The 2242-nt window shown below is 73.8% G+C and carries 2 protein-coding genes; both read left to right on the top strand.

Annotation, left to right across the window (positions count from 1 at the left end):
• Positions 1-192: 192 nt before the first annotated feature.
• The gene (locus tag ABZ641_RS33885; protein ID WP_344621389.1) at positions 193-1128 is read left to right on the top strand and encodes a hypothetical protein; all 936 of its coding nucleotides are present in this window, start codon (positions 193-195) and stop codon (positions 1126-1128) included.
• 104 nt (positions 1129-1232) lie between these two features.
• Positions 1233-2177: a beta-ketoacyl-ACP synthase III gene (locus ABZ641_RS33880; protein ID WP_344621390.1), complete on the top strand. Its 945-nt coding sequence runs from the start codon at positions 1233-1235 to the stop codon at positions 2175-2177.
• The last annotated feature ends 65 nt before the right edge of the window (positions 2178-2242 follow it).

The following is a 2242-nucleotide window of genomic DNA, read 5'->3' as shown; positions in this document are numbered from 1 at the left end:
GCCCGTCGGCACCGCGCCGACGGGCCCCGGCGCGTGTCCGGCGCCCGCGCGCCCCGGCCGCGACAACACCCCTGCGGGGTTTGTCCGATCGGCGCAGCCTTTCCACTGGCGCCCCGCCGACCGCGTATGCTCACAGGCTCACCACACGCCCCGGGTTTCGTCCAGGCCCGGGACTTTGGGAGGATCGTCCCCATGTCCGGTTCCCATCGCGCCACCAGCCACCTCCACCCGGCCGACGTGCCGGGTCCCCGCAGCAGTGCGGACGGTCAGGCACCACGGCCGCGCGGGCACCGGCGGAAGGCCAAGCCGAAGCGCCGCGGCGGCAAGACCCTGATGGGCGGTACGGCGGTGCTGCTGGCCGCCACGGCCGGCTGGTTCACGGTCGGCCAGGGCCGGTCCCTCCCCTCGTTCACCAGTGCCGGCGCGGCCGAGCGGCCCGAGGCCGACACCACGCACGCTGACATCGCCCCGCTGTCGGCCGGCGGCCACACCGAGGGCCCGTCCACCGCGGACCGCTCCGACCGCACCGACGGGACGGTCGCGGCGATCCCGGGTCTCGGCCCGTCCTTCCTCGCCAAGATCCCGGCCGAGACCAAGCAGGTCGTGGTCGCCTCCGGCAAGGACAAGGACTCCGCGGACACCGTCGTCACGCTCTGGACGCGCACCCCGGACGGCCGCTGGCGGGCCGGTCAGGCGTGGGCGGCCCACAACGGCTACAAGGGCTGGTCCGCGGAGAAGCGGTCCGGCGACCTGCACAGCCCGATCGGCGTCTTCGGCCTCACCGACGCCGGCGGCCGCAAGGCCGACCCGGGCAGCAGGCTGCCCTACGACAAGGACGCGAACTTCGTGGTCGGCGGCAAGGGCTTCAACGGCGAGCCGCTGGCCGGCTCCTTCGACTACGTGGTGGCGATCAACTACAACCGGGTGGCCGGCCGCTCCCCGCTGGACACCGCGTCGCCCGAGGGCAAAGCCAAGGGCGGCGGCGTCTGGCTGCACGTCGACCACGGCGGCCCCACGCACGCCTGCGTCTCGCTGCCCGAGGCGAACATGATCGAGCTGATCCGCGCCCTCGACCCGGCCGCCCACCCGGTCATCGCGATGGGCGACGCCGCGGCACTGGCCGTCTGACCCCGCGGTTTGCGGGGATTTGTCACCCTTCTACAGTCAAACTCCCCGGATACTGTTCCGGTGCGTCACCGGGCGACTGATGGGTAACCCGGTTGAGTTGATGTATGACCGCCTCCCGCATCGTGGCGCTCGGCCACTACCAGCCGCCCAAGGTCCTCACCAACGACGACCTGGCGAAGCTGGTCGACACCGACGACGAGTGGATCCGCTCCAGGGTGGGCATCCGCACCAGGCACATCGCGGTCGACGAGACGCTCGTCGACCTCGCCGCCGAGGCCGCGCAGAAGGCGCTCGCCGCGAGCGGGCGCCAGGCCCACGAGGTCGACCTCGTGGTGGTCGCCACCTGCACGGCGGTCGAGCGCAGCCCCAACACCGCCGCCGCGGTCGCCGCCCGGCTCGGCATCACCGCCCCGGCCGCGTACGACATCAACACCGTCTGCTCGGGCTTCTCGTACGCGCTGGCCACCGCCGACCACGCGCTGCGGGCCGGCGCGGCCACCCGGGCCCTGGTGATCGGCGCCGAGCGGATGTCCGACACCATCGACTGGACGGACCGCTCCACCTGCGTGATCTTCGGCGACGGGGCCGGCGCGGCGGTGGTGGAGGCCGTTCCCGACGAGCAGGCCGGCATCGGCCCGGTCGTGTGGGGCTCGGAGCCCGCGAAGGGCGACGCGGTGGTCATCACCGGCTGGGACCCGACCATCAGCCAGCAGGGCCAGGCGGTGTTCCGCTGGGCCACCACCCGGATCGCCCCGCTGGCCCGCGAGACCTGCCTCAAGGCCGGGCTGGACCCGTCCGAGCTGCGCGGCTTCGTCGCGCACCAGGCCAACCTGCGGATCATCGACGCCATCGCGGCCAAGCTCGGCACCGCCCCGGACGCGGTGATCGCCCGCGACGTGGTGGACTCCGGCAACACCTCGGCCGCCTCGATCCCGCTCGCCCTCAGCAAGCTCGTCGAGCGCGGGGAACTGCGCTCGGGCGACCCGGTGCTGCTGTTCGGCTTCGGCGGCGGTCTGGCGTACGCCGGCCAGGTGGTGCGCTGCCCGTAGCGCGCCGGGCGCGCGTCCGACCCGGACAGACAGCAGTGGGGCGCCGGAATCCGCGGATTCCGGCG

Origin of the sequence: Kitasatospora sp. NPDC007106 (genome assembly GCF_040634455.1) — a bacterium.
Taxonomy (GTDB): Bacteria; Actinomycetota; Actinomycetes; order Streptomycetales; family Streptomycetaceae; genus Kitasatospora; species Kitasatospora arboriphila.
The sequence above is the reverse complement of the archived record's forward strand: the minus strand, read 5'-3'. Positions and strand labels throughout refer to the sequence as shown.